Origin of the sequence: Cohnella fermenti (assembly GCF_004801405.1) — a bacterium.
In the GTDB taxonomy this organism is placed as follows: Bacteria; Bacillota; Bacilli; order Paenibacillales; family Paenibacillaceae; genus Cohnella; species Cohnella fermenti.
This window is the reverse complement of record NZ_SSOB01000003.1, coordinates 149,634-168,499: the sequence shown is the minus strand read 5'-3', so window position 1 is coordinate 168,499 and position 18,866 is coordinate 149,634. Positions and strand designations below refer to the sequence as shown.

At 60.9% G+C, this 18,866-nt stretch carries 15 protein-coding genes; 1 reads left to right on the top strand and 14 read right to left on the bottom strand.

Going from position 1 to position 18,866, the window contains the following annotated elements; all coding sequences use genetic code 11:
- Nucleotide 1: 1 nt before the first annotated feature.
- The 14 genes from minC to hemL form a co-directional block, all read right to left on the bottom strand.
- Entirely contained in the window at nt 2–661 is a 660-nt protein-coding gene (minC, locus tag E6C55_RS03720; RefSeq protein WP_136368429.1) for a septum site-determining protein MinC, read from the bottom strand.
- 80 nt (nt 662–741) lie between these two features.
- On the bottom strand, nt 742–1,269 hold the full coding sequence (gene mreD / locus E6C55_RS03715) for a rod shape-determining protein MreD (RefSeq protein WP_136368428.1): 528 nt from the start codon (nt 1,267–1,269) through the stop codon (nt 742–744).
- 2 nt (nt 1,270–1,271) lie between these two features.
- On the bottom strand, nt 1,272–2,126 hold the full coding sequence (gene mreC / locus E6C55_RS03710) for a rod shape-determining protein MreC (RefSeq protein ID WP_136368427.1): 855 nt from the start codon (nt 2,124–2,126) through the stop codon (nt 1,272–1,274).
- Nucleotides 2,127–2,197: 71 nt separating this feature from the next.
- The gene (locus E6C55_RS03705; RefSeq protein ID WP_136368426.1) at nt 2,198–3,229 is read right to left on the bottom strand and encodes a rod shape-determining protein; all 1,032 of its coding nucleotides are present in this window, start codon (nt 3,227–3,229) and stop codon (nt 2,198–2,200) included.
- A gap of 39 nt (nt 3,230–3,268) precedes the next feature.
- Nucleotides 3,269–3,958 (bottom strand): RadC family protein, encoded by a 690-nt coding sequence (radC, locus tag E6C55_RS03700; protein WP_136368425.1) that lies wholly within the window; start codon nt 3,956–3,958, stop codon nt 3,269–3,271.
- Between the two features lie 78 nt (nt 3,959–4,036).
- Nucleotides 4,037–4,627, bottom strand: a complete 591-nt coding sequence (locus tag E6C55_RS03695; protein WP_230986517.1) for a Maf family protein — start codon at nt 4,625–4,627, stop codon at nt 4,037–4,039.
- Between the two features lie 188 nt (nt 4,628–4,815).
- Nucleotides 4,816–5,058 (bottom strand): DUF4321 domain-containing protein, encoded by a 243-nt coding sequence (locus E6C55_RS03690; RefSeq protein WP_136368423.1) that lies wholly within the window; start codon nt 5,056–5,058, stop codon nt 4,816–4,818.
- Between the two features lie 244 nt (nt 5,059–5,302).
- Nucleotides 5,303–6,940, bottom strand: a complete 1,638-nt coding sequence (locus tag E6C55_RS03685; protein WP_230986516.1) for an SPOR domain-containing protein — start codon at nt 6,938–6,940, stop codon at nt 5,303–5,305.
- Nucleotides 6,941–7,961: 1,021 nt separating this feature from the next.
- Nucleotides 7,962–8,294, bottom strand: coding sequence for a hypothetical protein (locus E6C55_RS03675; RefSeq protein ID WP_136368420.1), 333 nt, complete (start codon nt 8,292–8,294; stop codon nt 7,962–7,964).
- Nucleotides 8,295–8,460: 166 nt separating this feature from the next.
- Nucleotides 8,461–9,843 (bottom strand): UDP-N-acetylmuramate--L-alanine ligase, encoded by a 1,383-nt coding sequence (gene murC / locus E6C55_RS03670; RefSeq protein WP_211093511.1) that lies wholly within the window; start codon nt 9,841–9,843, stop codon nt 8,461–8,463.
- Between the two features lie 7 nt (nt 9,844–9,850).
- On the bottom strand, nt 9,851–11,284 hold the full coding sequence (locus E6C55_RS03665) for a bifunctional folylpolyglutamate synthase/dihydrofolate synthase (protein WP_136368418.1): 1,434 nt from the start codon (nt 11,282–11,284) through the stop codon (nt 9,851–9,853).
- Between the two features lie 15 nt (nt 11,285–11,299).
- Entirely contained in the window at nt 11,300–13,966 is a 2,667-nt protein-coding gene (locus E6C55_RS03660) for a valine--tRNA ligase (RefSeq protein ID WP_136368417.1), read from the bottom strand.
- 974 nt (nt 13,967–14,940) lie between these two features.
- A complete protein-coding gene (locus tag E6C55_RS35040) occupies nt 14,941–16,626 on the bottom strand; it encodes a LysM peptidoglycan-binding domain-containing protein (RefSeq protein WP_269145533.1) in 1,686 nt (561 codons plus the stop codon).
- A 182-nt stretch (nt 16,627–16,808) separates the two neighbouring features.
- Entirely contained in the window at nt 16,809–18,110 is a 1,302-nt protein-coding gene (hemL, locus tag E6C55_RS03650; RefSeq protein ID WP_136368416.1) for a glutamate-1-semialdehyde 2,1-aminomutase, read from the bottom strand.
- Nucleotides 18,111–18,189: 79 nt separating this feature from the next.
- Here hemL and E6C55_RS03645 point away from each other — a divergent pair, with 79 nt between their 5' ends.
- Complete coding sequence (locus E6C55_RS03645) at nt 18,190–18,852, top strand: Crp/Fnr family transcriptional regulator (protein WP_168735442.1); 663 nt, start codon at nt 18,190–18,192, stop codon at nt 18,850–18,852.
- Nucleotides 18,853–18,866: the final 14 nt, after the last annotated feature.

Here is an 18,866-nt window from a genome sequence, read left to right as displayed (position 1 = left end):
TTTACACTCCTTTAAATAACATGGCTTCCTTGCGATAATGATGCAGATGGGTCAACTTGTCGATCTCCATCGCTCCGTTGCGTAAATACGCGTATTCCATCCAAGGCTCGGCCGACGCCCACTCCTCGGGAGGACGGCTGATCACCTCGGCGATTCGAAGCTGGGTCGGGGTCATCAGCGAAGCCGCGATGATCGAGGTCTCGTTCCCTTCGCAGCCGGCATGCGCCATCCCGCGCAACGCCCCCATCACGAAGATGTCTCCCGTGCTGTAGATCGCTCCGCCCGGGTTCACATCGCCGATGAACAGGAGGTGGCCGTCATGGCGAACGACCTGTCCCGAGCGAATGATGCCGGTTAAGGTCTGCAAGCCAAGCGGAGCGTCCTTCTGCTTGTCCGCCTCCGGAGCGCTCTCGATGCTCTGCACCAGGAAGTTCCCTTGCCGGCGAATGACGCTGCGGATCTTCTCGATATCCTCATCCTCCAGGCGACGGGCTCCGAGCTTGACGAAGACGTGAACCATCGGACCGGTCAACTGCTGCTCGTGCTTGTCCAGCTTCGCGTTAAGTTCGTCCAGAAGAGCGGCGAATTCGCACTCGTCGTCCAGCAGGAAGATCAAGCCTTCCTTCGTTCCTTTGATCGTTACGGCCGATTTGACGCTCACGACTTCCGCTCCCCTCCCTACAGTAACAACAATTCTGTCCGGCCGCTTCGATCTCCTTCCGCGGCGGCCGGCTTTCGCGGCTAGGCAGCCGTCTTCTCTTCGCCCGAACCCGCTCCGGCCTTCGCCAGCTTCCTGCGGATCGGCACATAGAGGAGCAGCGCGAACGCGATATGCGCGAGCAGCGTCGGAACGATCTGCCAGTAGAGGGCGAACAAGTACGTATCTCCTGTTAACCGGAACATTTTATAGACAAAGTAGACGATCGTATCCATGGCCAAGCTGCCGACTCCGATAGAGATCAGCATGAAGCTGATAAGGTGGCTCCTCCGTTCGCCGACAAGGCCGATGAAGTACCCGATGAACGCCATGGCGAAGCCGTAGGTGCCCAGCAGCTCCCCGAAGAAGAGAACGTCCTCCAGCAAGCCGAAGCCGAGCCCGAAGAAGAACGCCTTGTAGCGCCCTCCGAACAAGGCGACGAAGACGGTCATCACAAGCGGCAGGTGAGGGAGCACCCTGGCGCTCCATGAGGAAGGAACCAGCCATGGGAAAATCGAGGTTTGAACCATCAGCAAAAGCAGCGTCAGCAGAATCGTTCGGTTCATCCTCATCGTCAAGGCGCTTCCATATCCGACGTAACGACGACGAACACCTCGTTCAGGTGGTCGAACTTGGCGGCAGGCTCAATCGTTGCCGTATGCGTAAGTCCGAAGTCGCCGACTTGATTGCTCGTGACCGTGCCGATGATGAGCCCCTTGGGCAGAACGTTGCCAAGCCCTGACGTCACAATCAGATCCCCTTCCACGACCTGATCGTCCTCGTCGATCTTGCTCATCTGGAGCACGCCGTTCTCCTTGTCGTAATCGACGATGCCGAACGACTGGTTCTCCCTGCCGAGAACCGTCGCCGCGATCGAGATCGCCTCGGTCGAGGTGGAATCGAGCTCCGACAGCGGAGTTACCGTCGAAGTGAATTCCGACACCTTGCTGACCAGACCGACGAGTCCATCCACCGTGATGACCGCCATCTTCGGCTTGATTCCGTCGTTCGCGCCAAGGTTGATCTTGATCGTCTTGTCGTAAGGATTCGAGCTGTTGCCGATCACTTGTGCGATCAGGTAACGATAATTGTCATATAATTGCTTCTGTCTCTCCGTAAAATCAAGCTCTTCCTGCAGCCTCTTGTTCTCGTTCTCGATCATGTTGTAGCGTACCTTGTCCTGCGTGTAGCGGGCGACCGTCTGCCGAAGCTGTTCGTTCTCTTCATACACGTCGGAAAGCCGGCCGAGGTCGCGGAAAAAATCCGAGACGGCACCGACCGGCCGATACAACGCTTCCTGAACGGTTCCGACAGCATCGTTGACGAAGCGCTCGGGCCATGTCAATCCGGTACGTCCAGACGAGAATCCCAGCAAAGAGACGAACAAAATGAGCCCGATCATCAGGATAAACAGTCTTTTGTTGCGCATGATTTTAAAGATAACCCATCACCTGCTTTCCCTGCCGCCGGGCTCCCTATCCGTTCTAATATTGTTCCTCTCTAGCGCTTGCGGGAGGAGGAATTCCCTTTGCTCTTGAATAGATGGATGTTCTCAAGCGCTCTTCCCGTGCCGATCGCCACGCAATCGAGCGGATTCTCCGCCACAAGAACCGGCATTCCCGTCTCTCGGGCGAGCATCTTGTCGAGGTTGCGCAGCAGCGCCCCGCCCCCGGTCAGCACGATGCCCCGGTCCATGATGTCCGCGGACAGCTCCGGAGGGCACTTCTCAAGCGTCACCTTCACGGCGTCCACGATCGCGTTAACGGTATCGGACAGCGCTTCGGTAATCTCGTCCGAGGTGATCGCCAGCGTCTTCGGAAGGCCGGACACGAGATCGCGGCCGCGAATCTCGATCGATTCCACCTTGTCGAGCGGAAGCGCCGAACCGATCTCCATCTTAAGCTGCTCGCTTGTCCGCTCGCCGATCATCAGGTTGTACAATCTCTTAATGTATTGCATGATCGATTCGTCCATCTCGTCTCCGGCCACGCGAATCGAGCGGCTCGTCACGATGCCTCCGAGCGAGATGACCGCGACTTCCGTCGTGCCCCCGCCGATGTCGACGACCATGCTGCCCGTCGGCTCCCAGACCGGGAGATCGGCTCCGATCGCGGCTGCGAACGGCTCTTCGATCGTGTACGCCTCGCGGGCGCCCGCTTGCTTGGTCGCGTCCTCGACGGCGCGCTTCTCGACGGCCGTGATGCCGGACGGCACGCACACCATGACGCTCGGGTGGCGCGGCGGGAAGGAGCGTTCCTTCTGCGCTCTGCGAATGAAATATTTAATCATCGTAGCCGTCGTGTCGAAGTCGGCAATGACGCCGTCCTTCATCGGGCGAATGGCGCGGATGTTGCCGGGCGTCCGCCCGATCATCTTCTTCGCGGCTTCCCCTACGGCTTCGATCTTCTTCGTATCGGTACGCAGCGCGACGACGGACGGCTCCCTGACTGCGATTCCTTTGCCTTTAACGTATACCAGCGTGTTGGCCGTGCCCAAGTCGATTCCTAAATCTCGTGTAAATCCTCCAAACATATGCTGCTACCTCCTGTTGGGACAATCCTTCTTATTATATTACAAGCATCCGCTTTCCTTCAAACTAATATATCGATTGTCACCGATTACCAAGTGGTCCAGCAGCTCGATGCCGAGCAGTTGCCCCGCCTCCGCCAGCCGTTTCGTGATCTGAATGTCCTCCGGACTCGGGCTCGGGTCCCCGCTCGGATGGTTATGCGCGCACAGAATCGAGGCGCTGCTGCGCCGAATGGCCGCCCGGAACACCTCGCGGGGGTGCACAACCGAAGCGTTCAGGCTGCCGATCGACAGGGTCTGTCTCCCGACGACCTGATTCTTGGTGTTGAGGAACAGGCAGATAAAATGCTCCTCGCGATAATGGCGCAGCTCTTCCATGAGGAGCTCTGCCGCGTCCTGGGGCTTCGTGATGCGAGGCATCTCCGGCAGCCTCGAGCGGGCGACTCTTCTGCCGAGCTCGATGGACGCCTGCAGCTGCAGCGCCTTCGCCGGGCCGATGCCGCGCAGGTGGGTCAGCTCGTCCCAGCTCTTCTCCGCGAACCGGCGAAGCCCGCCGCAATCGGCGAGGATGCGCTGCGCCAGATGCACCGCCGACTCGCTGCGGGTTCCCGTCCGCAGCAGAATGGCGAGCAGCTCGGCGTGGCTGAGCGACTCCGAGCCTTGCCGCATCATGCGTTCGCGCGGCCTCTGATCCTCGGGCAATTCCCTTATCGTATAAGCGCGTTGTTCCATTCCGCTTCCTCTTCCCGTCTATCCGCGTCGGCCGCGGGAATCGTCTGAGATCGCGAGGTCAGATAACATTGAAGCGGTTCAGGGCAGCACGATATCGAAGCTCTCCAGCATTCCGGCCACAAGCGAGACGGGCAAGCCCATGACGCCGTAGAAGTCGCCTTCGATGCTCTCGACGAGCAGAGCTCCTCCGCCCTGAATGCCGTAAGCCCCGGCCTTGTCCATCGGCTCGCCGGTCGCGACGTAGCGCCGGATCTGCTCCGGCGAGAGCGTCTTCATGCGAACCTTCGTCACTTGGTGCCGGGTGACGGCACGTCCCGTGCCCGGGTCCAGCAGCGTGACTCCGGTGTATACCTCATGGCTTCGGCCTTGCAGCCTGGAGAGCATCGCTTCGGCGTCGGACTCGTCCTTCGGCTTGCCCATCGCTTCGCCGGCCAAGGCGACGATGGTGTCGCTGCCGACCACGATGGCGAGCGGCGCGCCTCCCGCAAGCTCGCTGCGATCGGTCGCTTCGGCAACCGCCCTGGCCTTGCGCAGCGACAGCTCCTCCACAATCGTCGCCGGGCTCCAGTCCGGCGGCGTGTTCTCATCGGCATCGCTCGGGCGAATAATGACCGGAAGCCCGAGCTTCGCGATCAGCTCTTGCCTTCGCGGCGAAGCGGAGGCGAGCACGAGGGTCGCCGCAGGAGCGCTCGTTGGCTGCGTTTCGTCTGATTGCTGATTTTCGTCTAATTGCTGATTTTCGTCTAATTGCTGATTTTCGTCTAATTGCTGTCGTTCGTCTAATTGCTGTCGTTTGTTCGGGCGTTGCGGTTCGCTTGTTGTCATTGCGAATTTTTCCCTTTCCGGTTCGTTCAACCTTACATTCGGCGATAGGCCCAGATGGCCGCAATCGCTCCGATAATGCTGAGGAGACTGATGTCGAGTCCGATATGGATCGTATAATTCAAGACAAGCAGGTCGGCGGACGGTGACCAGTCGATCTTGAACGACCGCGTCAGGAAGTCCAGGCCGGGGACGTCATCCAGCCACCTTGCGACCATCGCTCCCGCCAACAAGCCGATAAAAACGAGCAGTACCAGAACCCATGCGCTTTTCTTCACGATTCAACGTCCCCCACCATTTTTTGACACTTGTCCATTCATTATACGTTGACAGCGAGGACGGTTCAATGCGTAATTGGACCTCATTCTCGGAACTCGCTTGCCAAGCGCCTGCGGGCCCGCGGCAATCGGCAATCGATACTCATACATCGTTCGCCGGCGCCTCTCCATAAAAGAGGGTTGCCTCTCCGCAAAACTGCGGTTCTGAGACAACCCTAATAATTCGATAGATTCGCTCGACCGCTCAGCCGCCTGCTTGCAGCTCGATAAACGACCGCAATTGCCGGTCTGCGAACACCGCATTCATGGTTGCGGTCTGCGCCTTCCACAGCAGCTCGTCCTCGGGCGATTCGCCGTACGAATTAAGCAAGCTTACGGCCGCGTTAAGCTGTTCGATCTCGGTCTGGGAGTACGTTCTTGCCGTCTCGATCCACGAAGCGGCGGGCCCCGTCTTCTCAAGCCACACCTGGTGAGCGGTTCGGATCGACGTCAGATCGTTGTCCGTCGAAGGAGTCTGTCCCGTCAGCGTTGCCGACGCGAAGCCGGCGATCTTGCCGTACAGCTTGGCGCTTGCGTCCAGGAAGCCGATATATTCGTCCACGTCCTCGACACCCGCGATCTGGAACGAATCGCTGCTTAGCGCCTTCACGTAAACCTCCGTTCCCGCCAACAAGGACACAAGCTCGTCCGCCTCCGACTTCGTCGGCGAGATGCCCGCATACACCCGGTATCCGTCCGAGGCATCCGTTGCGGCTGCGATCCCTTGAGCCCGGAGCTTCTCCGCCGCCTCGTTCATGCTCTCCTCCGAGCGGAACACCCCGTGCTGCAGCACGTACAGGCTGACGCTGGGAACAACTTCGCCCGTCGTCGGCGTCTCCGCCTGCGCCGTACCTTGCGCGCCTGCTGCGCTTGCCGAAGCCCCGCTTCCATCGGCTTCGGTTGCCGGAGCAGCAAGAACGGGAACCTCCCCGTTCGCCGCGACGGTCCCTTGTCCGCTCTGAGCACCTTGCGTCGGAAGCAGCGGTTCCCCCGTGAACAGCGTGAGCAGCAAGTAGCCGAACAATCCTCCGGTCGCAATCGCGCCGACGACGGTGATGAACACGCGCATCCAGGACGGACCGTCCTGGCGGTGTCCGCTCCTGTCGTGAAGCCAGCGGTAGCTGGTGTCGTCGAATGGGTCCGGCGGTTCCGGCGGCTCGGGAATCTCAAGCGGATCGGGCGAATCGGACTCCGCGATATCGGCTGGACGGCGCCCCTGGTACGGCTTCGGGAACGGAATCGTCTCTCCCCGCTTCGCTGCGGACGTTTGGCTCGCCGGGCCGGACGAACGTTCCGCGCCTGCTTCTCCCGCTCGTGCCGGCCCGCCCTTGGAGAACCCCCTCGCCGGCCGTTCTTGAAGCTCGACCATGCCGTCCTTAGCGGCCGCCGGCTCCCTCTCGGTCGTGCGAATCATCTCTTCGAGCGCGTAAATATCGTCCTGGTACGGACTGTTCCACGCCTGGAAGTCCGCGCCCGAACCTGGAGCCGAAGGCGCCTTGCGCGCCGCCCCGGCGTCCTGCTGCGTACGGGCGTTCTGCTGCGTAAGGGCGTTCTGCTGCGTAAGGGCGTTCTGCTGCGTAAGGGCGTCCCGCTTCGCGCGGGCGGCTTGCTGCGGATGGGCGCGTTGCGCCTGGCCGGCGATCGGCACGTCGTCCCCCGCCTGCTTTCGCTTCTCCGCGCGGCTTTCGGTCGCCGGCACCGCAGGGTAATTGTCCGCTCCCCGTCCCGCGTCATCAAACAAGCTCGTCTCGCCTTGCAGTTGCACGGGAGGCTGCGCGGGAGATTCCTTGACGGCCGGCGCCGCGTTATCGAAACGGAAGGTCATTCTCGCTTTAGGCTGCATAAGTCGGTCTCTCCCCTTGTCCTCTAATCTACTAACAGCCTATGAGAGCCGGAGGGGGATTATGAAGAGATTATGCAGGGATTCGGAGGAAGCCCGCCGAGAAAACCGAATTCGCCAGCCCCTTCCCCATCGCGCCACACCGCGCCGCCCATCCGCCCAATGCGCCGAATCTCCCCATACGCCAGAGCCGCTCCCCGGGCACCGAATGCTCAAAAATTAGCCATTCACTTTCCGATAGTCGCTCACGAGCCACTGAATGCTCAAAAATTGACTATTCACTCTCCGACAGCCGCTCCCGAGTCACTTAATGCACAAAAATTGACTATTCACTCTCCGATAGCCACTCCCGAGCCGCTGAATGCTCAAAAATTGACTATTCACTCTCCGACAGTCGCTCCGAGCCGCTTGTCGTCCCCGTAACTCCATCCTCATGACCTCCGTTTCGCTCCCAAATGATCTCATTCGAAACTAACTTCGCTCCTGCCTGCCTCGATCCCCGATCAAGCAGATCCCATACGCAGTTTGTTTCGCCCCCGTCGCGACTCCACGGTCGAGTTAGTTCTATCCGAGGCCCATCGTCCCTCGTCATCGCCCCTCATCTTGCCATTTTATGTGATTTTTCACATTCGTCGGCTTGGTTGGAGAGGGAATTGAGTTGTTTTATGTGATTTAATACGAAAATTAACCTCCGCTAATGGCACATCGCCCTCGCCAACTGCCCCTTCGGAGCGTCGTTGTACGGATTTCCCGTACATCTCCCTCTCCAACTGCCTCTCCAGAGCATCGTTGTACGGTTTTCCCGCACATCTCCCTCTCCAACTGCCTCTCCAGAGCGTCGTTGTACGGGTTTCCCGCACATCGCCCTCGCCAACTGCCGCTTCGCAGTTGGCTTTTCATCACTGCGGATGACCTCATTCGAAAAATTTTCATGGTAGGGGGTGACAACTGTCCTTGTTGTCATAGTGGTTTTTCGCATACATCCAGCAGTTCGGGCCGGAAATTCCTCCACGAATGTAGTTTTTCACATATAATCGTTCAAATTGCCCGTTTCGGGCTGCGCCAATGTGATTTTTCGCATAAAACTCGGTAGCCAGCGGCACGGCAGGGAGCCAGCAGGTTCGGTCGCTTTGGCGGGTTCAGCAGGTTCGGTGAGTTTGTTGGGTTCAGCGGGTTTTGTAAGTTTTGGTGGGTTCAGCGGTTCAGTGGGGTCGGCGGGTTCAGTATATGAGTTTGTTGGGTTCAGCGGGTTTTGTGAGTTTAGTGGGTTCAACGTGTTCAGCAGCTTCAACAGGTTCACCAACTTCAGCGGGTTCACCAACTTCAGCGGGTTCACCAACTTCAGCGGGTTCGCCAACTTTATCGCCGGGGCCCGTTCCTCTCGGATAGATCCGAATGGGGGCGCTGCGGCTCTGCGATAAAGAAAAGAGGCCGCCCGAGCAGGCAGCCCCTTTCTTCCGCAATCCGTCAATTCGCAATCCGTCAATCCGTAATCCATCAATCCGCAATCGTAACGGTTGTCGCTACGCCTGCTCGCGAAGCTCGCGGGCCAGGCTGTCCGCGACTTTCCAGATGTCGCCGGCTCCCATCGTAAGAACGAGATCCCCCGGCGCGATCCGTGCAGCGAGGTTCGCCTGAACCTCTTCCTTCGTCGGAATATACGCCACGTTCGGGTTGCTGTTCGCCGCGATCAGCTCCACGAGCTTCTGGGAGGTCACGCCCTCGATTCTCTGCTCGCCGGCCGGCGAGTAGATGTCGGTGATGATGACCTCGTCCGCTTCCTTGAAGGCTCGGCTGAACGCGTCGAGCAGGAAGAACGTCCGCGTGTAGCGTTGCGGCTGGAAAACCGCGATGATCCGCTTGCCTGTCGCCTTGGCCGCCAGAATCGTCGCCTCGATCTCCGTCGGGTGGTGCGCGTAATCGTCGATGATCAGCATGTCCTTCACTTCGCCAAGCACGTGGAACCGCCTCTTGGCACCGCGGAACTCCACAATCGCTTCCGCGATCCGCTCAAGCGTGAGGCCGGCTTCCAAGCAGACGACAACCGTCGCCAGCGCGTTGTAGACGTTATGGCGGCCCGGCACGGACAAGCGAACGTCGCCAAGCCGCTGACCCGCGCGAACGACGCCGAACGACGCACAGCGATCGCCCAGCTCGATGTCGACGGCGCGGTATTCCGCCTCCTCGCTGTCGATCCCGAACGTGATCGCTCGCGTCGAGGACGCTTGCGGCAGAATGTCCCGCACGTTCCCGTCGTCCAGACAGACGACCGCGCAGCCGTCCGGTCGCACGTTGTTCAGGAACTTGACGTAAGCTTCCTTGAGCTTGCCGAAGTCGCCCTCGTAATTCTCGAGGTGATCCGGCTCGATATTCGTAACGACGGCGATGGACGGGCGGTACTGCAGGAAGGAGCCGTCGCTCTCGTCCGCTTCCGCCACGACGTATTTGCCGTTCCCCGCCTTGGCGTTCGTGCCCACGTTGACGATCTCGCCGCCGATAATGTAAGTAGGATCGAGCTGGCTGTTCTCCATCACCAGAGCGATCATCGAGGAGGTGGTTGTCTTGCCGTGCGCTCCCGCGACGGCCACGCCCGCGCGATCGTTCAGAATTCGGGCCAGCATCTGGGCGCGGTGCAGCGTCGGAATGTTGAGCTGCTCCGCTTCCTTGCGTTCCACGTTGTCGCTCGAGAGCGCCGTCGAATAGACGACCAGGCTCGCCCCGTGGACGTTCTTCGCCTCGTGTCCGATCGAGATGCGGGCGCCCTTCGCCGCCAGCTTCTCCGTGAGCTCCTGGCGGGCGACGTCAGACCCTGTGACTTCATACCCCATCTCCAGCATGACACGGGCGATTGCGCTCATCCCGTAGCCGCCAATGCCGATAAAATGTACGCGCTGTTCCGTTCGCAACGACGTTTCACCAGCCTTTGTCTGATTTCGTTTGATGGAGCAGCCACGAACGGACATCGGCAATCAGGTACAGCGTACCCGTGACAACCGACAACGTTCGCTCGCCTCCTTGCTCTGCCATCTCGCCGAGAAGGTCAAGCGCCTTCTTCCAATCCGGCTCGACGACGATATTCCGGGGACCTCCAAGCTCGCTCCTCAGTTTCTCCGCCAGCTCGGCCAGATCCTCGGCTTTCATTTTCCGATGGAAATCCGGTTCTGTAACGATCAACGAATTCGCCATTGGCAGTATATGCTTAAGAGATTGATCGTGATTCTTATTCGGCATCATCGCGACCATTACATTAAGCGTATCGAACGAATATACGTCTTCCAGAGCGTCGGCCAGCGCCGCCATCCCTTCCGGGTTGTGCGCGCCGTCGAGAAGAATACGCGGATTCGTCCCCGCCATCTCCAGCCGCCCCGGCCAGCGAGTATTCGCAAGCGCCTCCGACAGCGTCTCCTCGTCGACCATCGTCGCGTAGAACTGCCGCAGCACATCAAGCGTCATGACCGCCGTGGCGGCATTCGTCACCTGATGGGAACCAACCAGCGAGATATCGAGCGAATCGTACTGGCGGAACGTGCCTTCGAACGAGAACGACTGCCCTTGCTCGGAAGCAAACAACCGCTCATAGGAAAATTGCTCGCCAAGCAAATACAACGTCGCCTTCTTCGCCGCCGCCGTCTTGCGGATCACTTCGACAACCTCCGGCTGGCTCGCGGCAGAGACGACCGGAACGCCCGACTTGATGATGCCGGCCTTCTCGGCGGCGATCTCCTCCAGCGTCGAGCCCAGAATGTCCATGTGATCGTGGCCGACGTTCGTGATGACGCTGATCAGCGGAACGACGATGTTCGTCACGTCCAGCCTGCCCCCGAGTCCGGTCTCCCATACAACGTAGTCCGGGAACGCCACCGTCGCGTAGTACAGAATCGCGATCGCCGTCGTGATCTCGAACATCGTCGGAGGACCCCATTCGGTGCCCGCGACCTCCTCGGCGAGCGGCTTCAGCCGATTGGCCAGCGCGAGCAGCGTCTCGTCCGCGATATCTTCCCCGTTGTACATGAACCGATTGGCGTAAGACGTGATGTAAGGGGACGTGAACATCCCCACATCGTAGCCGTTATGCCGGAGCACGCTCTCCAGATAAGAGCAGACGGAGCCCTTGCCGTTCGTTCCGGCGACATGGATAAACTTCAGCCTGCGCTGAGGATTGTTCAGCTTCTCCATCAGCAGTTCCATGCGCTCGAGGCCGGGACGGATGCCGATTGTCGGCGCCAGTCCCGTGATCCACTCGACGGCTTCGGCCGCCGTCCTCAGCTCGCCTTGCCGCTCATTGCCTTGGCGTTCACTGTCTTCGTGTTCACTGTCTTGCCGTTCACTGCCTTGCCGTTCACTCATGCTGCTGCGCCTCCATTAGCCGCGAAGCTCGGCGATCCGAGCGAGCACCTTGTCCCGCTTATCCCGGTAATCCTCGCCCTTGGCCCGCTCCTGCTCCACGACGTGGGCAGGCGCCTTCGCGATGTAGCCTTCGTTCGACAGCTTCTTCTCCACCCGCTCAACCTCGGAATTAAGCGACGCCAGTTCCTTCTCAAGCCGCGCGATCTCCTGGCTGATGTCGATCAGGCCGGCGAGCGGCAGGTACAGCTCCGCGCCCGTCACGATAGCCGTCATCGCCTTGTCCGGCGGAGTGAGCGCATCGTCGAGCGTCAGCGAGGAGGTGTTGCAGAAGCGGCGCAAGTATTCCTCGTTCCGCTTCAGAATGCCGCTTGTCGCTGAGTTCGTCGGCTTGACGAGCAGTTCGACCTTCTTGCCCGGCGTCACGCCCACTTCCGCGCGAACGTTGCGCACGGCGCGAATCGCATCCATGAGCAAGCCCATCTCGCTCACCGCTTCCGGAGCCTCGAACGCGGCATTGTACTGCGGCCATGCGGCCAGCGTAATCGTCTCTCCCGGCTCGTGCGGCAAGTGCTGCCAGATCTCCTCCGACAGATACGGCATGAACGGATGCAGCAGGCGCAGCGTGCGGTCCAGCACGTAGGCGAGCACCGATTGCGTGCTCTTCTTCGCCGCTTCGTCCGTGCCGTACAGCGTCAGCTTGGCGAATTCGATGTACCAGTCGCACAGATCGTCCCAGATGAAGTTGTACAGCAGGCGGCCCGTCTCTCCGAACTCGTAGCTCTCCATCAGACGCGTGATGTCTCGCGCCGTCTCGCCCAAGCGATGCAGAATCCAGCGATCCGCCGTCGACAGCTCGCCCGACAGATCGATGTCTTCCGCCGCGAAGCCTTCGAGGTTCATCAGCGCGAAGCGGGAGGCGTTCCAGATCTTGTTCGCGAAGTTGCGCGCCTGCTCGACCTTCTCCCAGCGGAAGCGCAAGTCCTGCCCCGGCGTGCTGCCGGTGGAGATCATGTAGCGCATCGCGTCCGCGCCGTACTTCTCGATCACCTCGAGCGGATCGACGCCGTTGCCGAGCGACTTGGACATCTTGCGCCCCTCCGCATCGCGAACGAGACCGTGAATGAGCACATCCTTGAACGGGATGGATTCGGTAAATTCGAGCGCGGTGAAAATCATCCGAGCCACCCAGAAGTAAATGATGTCGTATCCGGTCACGAGTACGTCGGTCGGGTAGTAGCGCTTAAGGTCATCCGTATTCTCGGGCCAGCCGAGCGTCGAGAACGGCCACAGCGCCGAGCTGAACCACGTGTCCAGCACATCCTCGTCTTGCCGCCATGGAGAGCCTTCCGCGTCCGCTCCCGCCGGAGCTTCCGTGCCGACGAACAGCTCGCCGGTCTGATCGTTGTGCCAGGCCGGAATCCGATGGCCCCACCAGAGCTGACGGGAGATACACCAGTCGCGAACGTTCTCGATCCAGTGCAGGTAGATCTTCTCGAAGCGATCCGGCACGAAGTTCACGCCTTGGCCCGACTTCTGCGAGGAGATGGCCTTCTCAGCCAGCGGCATCATCGCGACGAACCACTGCGTCGACAGGTACGGCTCGACGACCGCGCCGGAGCGCTCGCTGTGGCCGACCTGGTGAACGTGGTCCTCGATCCTGATGCAGACGCCCTGCTCCTGCAGGTCCTTCACGATCGCCTTGCGGCAATCGGCGCGGTCCATGCCCTGGTACGGGCCGGCGTTCTCGTTCATCTTGCCGCTCTCGTCCATGACGATGATCTGCGGCAGATCGTGGCGGCCGCCGACCTCGAAGTCGTTCGGGTCATGCGCCGGCGTGATCTTGACCGCGCCGCTGCCGAATTCCTTCTCGACGTATTCGTCGCCGACGATCGGAATCTCGCGGCTGACGATCGGCAGCTTCAGCATCTTGCCGATCAGGTGCTTGTAGCGCTCGTCTTCCGGATGAACGGCAACCGCCGTATCGCCCAGCATCGTCTCCGGCCGGGTCGTCGCGACCGTCAGGAAGCCGCTGCCGTCCGCGAGCGGATATTGCAGGTGATAGAGGTGGCCGTTCACTTCCTTGTATTCGACCTCGATGTCGGACAGGGCCGTGCGTGCGGCCGGGTCCCAGTTGATGATCCGCTTGCCGCGATAGATCAGCCCCTTCTCGTACAACCGCACGAACACTTCGCGAACCGCCTTCGACAGCCCCTCGTCGAGCGTGAAGCGTTCACGCGAGTAGTCGAGGCTCAGGCCCATTTTCGCCCATTGGCTCCGAATCGTGCCCGCATACTGATCCTTCCACTCCCATACCTTCTCCAGGAACGCCTCGCGCCCGAGATCGTAGCGGCTCTTGCCTTCCTCGCGCAGCTTCTGCTCGACCTTCGTCTGCGTCGCGATGCCGGCATGGTCGGTGCCCGGCAGCCACAGCGCGTCGAACCCTTGCATCCGCTTGAAGCGGATCAGAATATCCTGCAGCGTGAAGTCGAGAGCATGGCCGATGTGAAGCATCCCCGTCACGTTGGGCGGCGGGATCACGATCGTGTATTTGGGGGCGTCCGGCCGAAGACCGGCCTTGAAGTATCCGCCCGTCATCCAAGCGTCGTACCACTTGCGCTCGGCATTCGTCGGGTCGTAAGTCGTAGGCATGCTGATCGTATTCCGTTCTTGCGCTTCGCTCATTAACAACATTCCTCCATAGGGACAAAAATCAGGGACAGCAATCAAAGGAACAACGAGATTAGGGTCAAAAAAATACAAAAACCTCCCGTCACAAAGGACGAAAGGCTCGCTTCCGTGGTACCACCTTCATTCCGACGGACCTCTTCGCCTTGAATTGGCAGAGGTTGGTCGGCGCTCGAACGCATGTTAACGGCTGCCGCCGCCCCGCTCTACGGCTCCTGCTTCAAGCAGTTGCTTCGAACGAGAGACTCCAGGGCGACTTCTGCATCGGCCAGCCTGCGGAACCTTGCAGCGATGCTCACGTGGGGCACCGGCTCCGCTCTCTGTAGGGGCGAGTGGCATACTATTCCCTTTCCTCGTCTTTATTCCACTATGATACCTTTTTTGCGGGGGGTCAGTCAATACGGCATGGCGGAGATGAGCGAACGGGGGGTGGGAGGCGGAACGAGAGGCGGAACGAGAGGCGGAACGAGAGGGGCGGGGTTTGGTTCTCATGCGGAGCGCAGCAAGTCCACATCGGCGTTCAGTTACTCGTCTGCACCCGCCATACGAGCTCCGATGCCGCACTTGAGTAACATTCGCTGCTCTGTCCCGCCTCGCGCCTATAGTTACTTCATATGGGTCGTGGTTCGCTTCCCCGGAGGCCTAAGTGGCTCGCGACTCGTCGATTTTATGTGGTTTTTCACATACATTCTGCGCAAATCCCCCTCTATGGCTGAATGTATGTGGTTTTTCGCATATATTCGGATCAAGTGGCCTTCCGTATGCCGAATGAATGCGGTTTTTCGCACAAAATCCTTAAATTGCCCCGTTTGGGGGAGCGGCGAATGTGGTTTTTCACATAAATTCGGCACATGGCCCCCATAGACGGGGAGGCGGACAGGCGGCAGAAGCACACCGGCAACAAAAAACGGCGGTAACAGGGAGGTTCGCTTCCCTGTTACCGCCGTTTGTGCTCTCGCAGCCGTGCCGCTTTACGGAATGTACAGCACTTGCCCTTCCGACACATGCGGCTCCGTGAGCCGATTGTGAAGCTGCAGCTCGCGCGTCTGCACGTTGTAGCGGCTCGCAATCGCATCCAGCGTGTCCTCGCGCTGCACGACGCAGAGCTTGAACTTGCGGAACGAGTTCGCCGAATCGCTCTTCGCCAGGAAAAGCCGCGTCCATTCCACCTCGTCTCCCGACGCTTCGGATGACGCAGACGACGAGGACACCGCGGGCGCCCCGGGAGCCGCGGCTGCGGACGCTTGAGTCGCTTCCTCCGCCAAGCGAAGCTCGGCTTCGCGCTTCGCTCCTTTGTCTCCGAGCTGGGACAGCAGCCCGACGCCGCTGCCTTGGATCGCGGGCGCCGGCTCCGCCGCCTTCGAGTTAACGGCGACCTTGAGCTCCTGCTTCTCTTCGGCAGGCGGCGCTTGCGCCGCAGAAGCTGCGGAAGCCGGCGAGGCCTGCGGAGTCTCCGGCAGCCATTCCTGCTCCGTCTCCGGCCGATCCAGCGTCACGTCGCCCCATGCCTGCTGATCCGCCGGGGCGGCGGCGTTCGACTGGCCGTGCGAAGCGGACTCCTCCGGCCGATAGGCGGAGGCAGCATAGTCCGCCTGGCCGGGCAAACCGGCAGGCGGAGCAAACGGAACGGAGGTCGGCGGCTGCAGAGGCGATGGTGCAGAAGCCGACGCGCCGCCGTATTCCGGCTGCGCTGCGCGTTCCCGGTCTCCCTGCTGGTTATGCGAACCGAACCAATAATCCGCGGAAGGATACCCCGTCGATGCACCGCCGGCACCCGCACCGGCTCCGGCTCCGTACCCACCTTCGGCCCCCGGTCCGCCGCCGGCCCCGGAACCCGCGGCAAATCCGTCCCATTCGCCGGCGCCTGTCCCGGTCCCCTGACCCGACCCAGCGCCAGCTCCTGCACCGCCCAATCCCGCTCCCGTTCCGCCGCCTGCTCCTCCAGCACCTTTTCCTGCACCTGCACCTTTTCCGGCCCCGGCTCCTGCTCCTGCTCCAGCGCCCGGACCAGTTCCTGCACCTGCCCCACCTGCACCTGCCCCGTAGCTCTGCCCAACGCCGGCCCCGGACCCGGCACCTGCGCCCGTCCATCCGCCTGCCCATTCTCCCGCTCCGCCGCTTCCTGCGCCGACATCGGAACCGGCTTCAGCCTCCGCCCCGGGCTCGTTCCGACTGTTCGCGAACCCGCCCAGCCCGTAAGGCCGAGGAGCCTCCAGCGGCGCCTGATGCACTACCGTGAAGCTGTCCTCCTGCCACACCGGCGCTTGCGGCACCGACACCTGCAATCCTTTTAACCCCAGAACGCCCGTGACGTTAAGCGACCGAGTGGACAGCAGATCGACGTCGAAGTTATCAATCTCCACCGCCAGATCTTCCAGCCTCTCGACCCGGCCGAGCGGAAGCGAGATCTCCACGGGAATCCAGTGCTCCAACTGCCTGACCTCGGACCGTTCTTCCTCTTGCGCCAGATCGTCTTGCGATTGATAAGAACCGGTCAGCAGAAGGTGGCCGCGCAGAACGATCTGATCGCCGATCGGCAATGCTTGCATATGCGGAACCAATTCAATCTCCTCGAGCTCCTCGATGGCGGCTACATCCTCCGGAAGATGCACTCTCTCGAAGATATCGAAGCGCAGCCCGTTGTACGACTCTGACAAGCGTAGTCCTCCTTTCGGGGGGAGTTGTCTCTGCCTACCGCCCATGCGGGGTTGGCACAGCTTACTACTTATCTATATGCCGCGCGGAGTCGGGCATGCCTATAGATATAGACAAAGCAAGAAGCCCCCGGGCAACGACCCGGAATCGGGCCGTCGGCGGGAGCTTCCCTATAAGACAGACATCAGAGAGCGGACAGGGCGGCGCGGAACGCTTCGATCGACGTGTCGATGTCGGCTTCCGTGTGGGCGGTGGACAGGAACCAGCCTTCGAACTGGGACGGCGGAATGTTGATCCCTTCGTCCAGCAGGCGCGCGAACACGGCGCGGAACCGGTCGGTGTCGGACGAGCGGGCCACTTCGAAGTTGATAACCTGCCGCTCGGTGAAAAACGGGCAAACCATCGAGCCCACCCGGTTGACGGTTAGAGGAACTCCGAATTCGGCCGCGGCGTCCTCGAGCCCCGCCTGAAGCCGAACCGCCAGGCGCTCCAGCTCGCGATAGGAGTCGGCCGTCATGCGGCTGAGCGTCTCGTAGCCCGCGGTCATCGCGAGCGGGTTGCCGGACAGCGTGCCCGCCTGGTAGATCGGCCCGACCGGCGCCATCCGCTCCATAATGTCGCGGCGTCCGCCGTACGCCCCGACCGGCAGCCCTCCGCCGATGACCTTGCCCATGCACGTCAGGTCCGGCAGAACGCCGTACAAGCCTTGAGCGCTGTGATAGCCGACGCGGAAGCCGGTCATGACTTCGTCGAAGATAAGCAGCGCGCCGTACTTCGTCGTCAGGTCGCGCAGCCCTTGCAGGAAGCCGGGCAGCGGCGGCACGACGCCCATGTTGCCGGCGACCGGCTCCACGATGACGGCGGCCAGCTCCTCCCCGAACTTCTCGAACACGAGCTTGACCGACTCGATGTCGTTATAAGGAACCGTAATCGTATGCGTCGCCACGCTCTCGGGCACGCCCGGGCTGTCCGGCAGGCCAAGCGTCGCCACGCCGGAGCCCGCCTTGATCAGAAGGCTGTCCGCGTGGCCGTGGTAGGAGCCTTCGAACTTCAGGATTTTGCTGCGTCCCGTGTAGCCGCGGGCGAGCCGCAGCGCGCTCATCGTCGCCTCCGTGCCCGAGTTGACCATGCGGACGATCTCGACGGACGGCATCCGCTCGCACACCAGCTCGGCCATCCGCGTCTCGAGCTCGGTCGGCGCGCCGAAGCTCGTTCCCTTGGCGGCAGCCTCCTGCAGCGCCGCGACAACCTCCGGATGGGCGTGCCCGATGATGAGCGGTCCCCAGCTCAGCACGTAGTCGATATAGCTCTGTCCATCGATATCGTAGATGCGGCTTCCTTGCCCGCGTTCGATAACTATCGGCGTGAGGCCGACGGACTTGAAGGCGCGAACCGGGCTGTTCACTCCTCCCGGAATGACAAGCTTCGCGCGTTCGAACGCTTCTTTGGAACGGGAATCGGAGCGGATTCGACGAGTTTCTGACATGTTCGACACATCCCTGCTATCTGAATTGGAAAACTCTGTGGTAAACTATTTGTAACCGATACCCGGAAGGATGATCTCCATGATTCAATGGCTGCGCAAGGTTCCTCTGTTCGACGGCATGACCGACGAGCAGCTTGAGCGCGTCCTGCAGATTGCGACGAAGCGGACGCTCTCCGCAGGCACCGTCTTATTCCGCGAGAAGGAGCCCGGCGACCGGTTCTACGTCATTCTTCACGGCTCGATCAAGATCTACAACCGCAGCTCCTCCGGCGAAGAGAAGGTGCTCACCGCCCTGGCCGACGGCGAGAGCTTCGGGGAGCTGGCGCTGCTTGACGGACGCCCGCGCTCCGCGACCGCCCAGACGCTCGAGCGGACGATGCTGCTCGAGATCTCGAGCGACAGCTTCATGGGGCTCCTGCGGGAGCACTTCGATATGGTCAGGTGCATCCTCAAGGAGCTGAGCCGCAGGCAACGCGCGACGAACGAGCACGTGAACGACCTCACGTTCCTCGACGACCGCACCCGCATCCTCAAGAACCTCATTCTGCTCGCCAACAAGCACGGGCGACGGGAAGGCTCCTCGATTATTTTCCGCGTCTCGCTTAATTACGAAGAACTGTCCCGGATGGCGGGCGTCTCCATCTCGGCGCTGCGCGAATCGCTGCTCGAGCTTGAGATCAAGGGCATTCTGCTGATCCGCGACCAGGAGTACCGCCTGCAATTGGACAAGCTGCGGGCATAAGTTCGCTGGCCGTC

What these genes read in the sequence shown, in the direction of transcription:
- E6C55_RS03645 (WP_168735442.1), top strand. Translation starts at nt 18,190, where the DNA reads ATGATTCAATGGCTGCGCAAGGTTCCTCTGTTCGACGGCATGACCGAC.
- radC (WP_136368425.1), bottom strand. Translation starts at nt 3,958, where the DNA reads ATGGAACAACGCGCTTATACGATAAGGGAATTGCCCGAGGATCAGAGG.
- E6C55_RS03685 (WP_230986516.1), bottom strand. Translation starts at nt 6,940, where the DNA reads ATGCAGCCTAAAGCGAGAATGACCTTCCGTTTCGATAACGCGGCGCCG.
- mreD (WP_136368428.1), bottom strand. Translation starts at nt 1,269, where the DNA reads ATGAGGATGAACCGAACGATTCTGCTGACGCTGCTTTTGCTGATGGTT.
- E6C55_RS03705 (WP_136368426.1), bottom strand. Translation starts at nt 3,229, where the DNA reads ATGTTTGGAGGATTTACACGAGATTTAGGAATCGACTTGGGCACGGCC.
- E6C55_RS03665 (WP_136368418.1), bottom strand. Translation starts at nt 11,284, where the DNA reads ATGAGTGAACGGCAAGGCAGTGAACGGCAAGACAGTGAACACGAAGAC.
- mreC (WP_136368427.1), bottom strand. Translation starts at nt 2,126, where the DNA reads ATGCGCAACAAAAGACTGTTTATCCTGATGATCGGGCTCATTTTGTTC.
- E6C55_RS03660 (WP_136368417.1), bottom strand. Translation starts at nt 13,966, where the DNA reads ATGAGCGAAGCGCAAGAACGGAATACGATCAGCATGCCTACGACTTAC.
- hemL (WP_136368416.1), bottom strand. Translation starts at nt 18,110, where the DNA reads ATGTCAGAAACTCGTCGAATCCGCTCCGATTCCCGTTCCAAAGAAGCG.